General features: G+C 53.1%; 1 protein-coding gene. It reads left to right on the forward strand.

Annotation, left to right across the window (positions count from 1 at the left end; genetic code table 11):
- Positions 1 to 1,001 precede the first annotated feature (1,001 nt).
- Entirely contained in the window at positions 1,002 to 2,177 is a 1,176-nt protein-coding gene (locus ACR0M9_RS21025; RefSeq protein ID WP_480774596.1) for an alpha/beta hydrolase, read from the forward strand.
- Positions 2,178 to 2,402: the final 225 nt, after the last annotated feature.

The raw sequence follows: 2,402 nt of genomic DNA on the forward strand, positions 1-2,402 counted from the left end.
TGATCATTTTTGTTGGGTGCCTTCTTTTTCGAGGCGCTTTGGGTCAAGTGAAGCCAGTGACCGCCAATTTGACAGAATTGCACCCTCAAAATGTGCAGTTAACTGCAAACTGTCGGGGCGATACCTTTCTATCTCAGGTTACCATAACCAATCCGCACAGGACATTCCGTTATTAGCACTGCCACCGCTCCGAAACCATCCTTACACCGAGACGAAACCTCTGACTCAAGGGCGGTATGGAGCGACAAAAACGGTCTATGTTCGTGATAATTTGTGCTCCATTCTGGTTTTATTTTGGTAAAATGTATCAATTCGTTTGCCCGGTCAAGAAAAAGCAACAAAAAGCCACACGATCGCAAATCGTTTTAACTTTGGGGCACAGGCAGTGCACTGGAGGAGTTTCATCCAATCGAAAAACCGCTGAATTGCGCCGGGTACTCTGGAAGCTTCGATCCCTGGATAGGGTGAGGCCAAGGTAAAAAACAGCAAACAAACATCCTTTTGGAGCCCACAAACGTGCGGCGGGAGCCGGACAGCCAAGAGTGGTAAAATTCTGGTGCGAACCTTTTCAGTGCAGGAAACGTTCATGACTATTCGCACATGCCCTTCACCTTGATGAACATCTGGCCCGTTTCATAGCCGTTTTCACATGGTCCCTTTCGCCTTTGCGTAGCTTCACATTGTAAAAGACTCATCAAGAAGCCGACCCCGAAATCGGCGAACATTGGTTAATGTGGCCGATTACTCGAACTCTTCAAACGTCTCTCTGACAACATCATCCACGGTCACGGCCCGCAATCTGCTGCCATCGTTGTCGCAGGCATCCTCTAAGGCTTGCCAAAGATGGTCCATTTGCAAAAATGGTTGAAAGCTCGTGCCGGCAGATCTCAATGCGGCGGAAATTCTGGGGCGTAAAGTGTCTGATGCATAGGTTCTGTTGGCTAATTTTCTTCATAACCCTGACGGGGTGCGCGGCGAAAACCTACAATGAAATTGACATCATGCCTTCGCCAACGGTCTTTGCCAATGGCACGCTTGACCCGTTCGGGGATGTGACCGAGGGCAATTTTGAGGCGCGGACGCGTCTGTTTTACGCAACCGACCGCCAGCCTGCGGAACCGGACGACCCACAGAAAAGCTACAATAACGCACGGGGGCACGTGTTGCGGGCGGGTGTCGCGCAGGTTGCGTCGGACCCGCCGCTTGAAAGCTGGGAAAACGCAAGGCGCATCACGCTCGCCGCGGCGCGGGATCGGGACTATAGGCTACGTGTGGCGGGCGTGACCGAGACCGGCATTCTGCCGTTCAGCGCAATCAAATACATGGATACGCCACCCAGCCGTGCCGAGGTCGAATCTGCCGGTCGCCGTTTTGCGTCACAAATCAATGCGCAATTGGCGCAATCGGCCAACAACGACATTTTCATTTACATCCACGGCTATAATGTGGACTTCGACTATTCCACCCTGGTCTCAAGCCAGTTGCAGCATTTCCTGGGCTATCAGGGCGCTTTCATCAGTTACAATTGGACAGCAACCCCAAGTACGCTGGCCTATTTCCGCGATCAGGAATCGGCGCTGGCCTCGCGACGCTATCTGCGCGAGCTGATTGCCTTTCTTTCGACTCATACCGATGCCCGTCGCATTCACCTGATCGGCTACAGCGCCGGGACTAGGCTGGCCTTTGATGCCGCTTATCAAATCGCGTTGGGAGCCGAGGAAAATGCGCGGTTGGGCAAACTCATCCTGATCGGCAGCGACCTAGACCGCGCTTATTTCCTTCATGCTATCGAGGACGGTCTTCTCGATGCGGTTACGGACCTGACGATCTATCAGTCGCAAACGGATTCCGCGCTGGCGATGTCTAGGTTTGTCTTTGGCCGCAAGCGCGTCGGAGAGACCTCGCCGCCCGGCGAAGCAGTGCCTGCGGTGCAAGCGGAACTGGCCCGGACCCCAAGGCTGCATGTCATCGACGTGACGGATGCCGAAGAGGCGGGCACTGGCAACGGGCATTGGTACTTCCGGTCTTCACCATGGGCCAGCAGCGATCTTTTCCTGTCATTGCTGACCAACAAAGACCCCGCCGCGCGCGGACTGGTGCGCGCACCCGGCGAAGTCATCTGGCGTTTTCCAGACGATTATCCGCAAAGGATCAGGGAATTGGGGCGTTTGTACTGAAGGAAAGGAACCGTCTGGTTATCCCCGTCTATTCTCTATTCTGATCAGCTTGCCACACGAGGCTCCCTCGGATCACATCGAAACTCTTATGTAAGGTCATCCATAGGTCAGACTTATGACGTTGAAGGTATAATCGATTTTTCTTGGCATATTAATCTGTCAAGATACCATTGCTCAAATGTGAATTTTACGCCGCGCAAGAATGGCGAACCTGTCAAACAATTC

The organism is Ruegeria sp. CH2 (assembly GCF_056537065.1).

Bases quoted from the DNA above. Each gene is read 5' to 3' on its own strand.
- ACR0M9_RS21025 (WP_480774596.1), top strand. From the start codon at position 1,002: ATGCCTTCGCCAACGGTCTTTGCCAATGGCACGCTTGACCCGTTCGGG.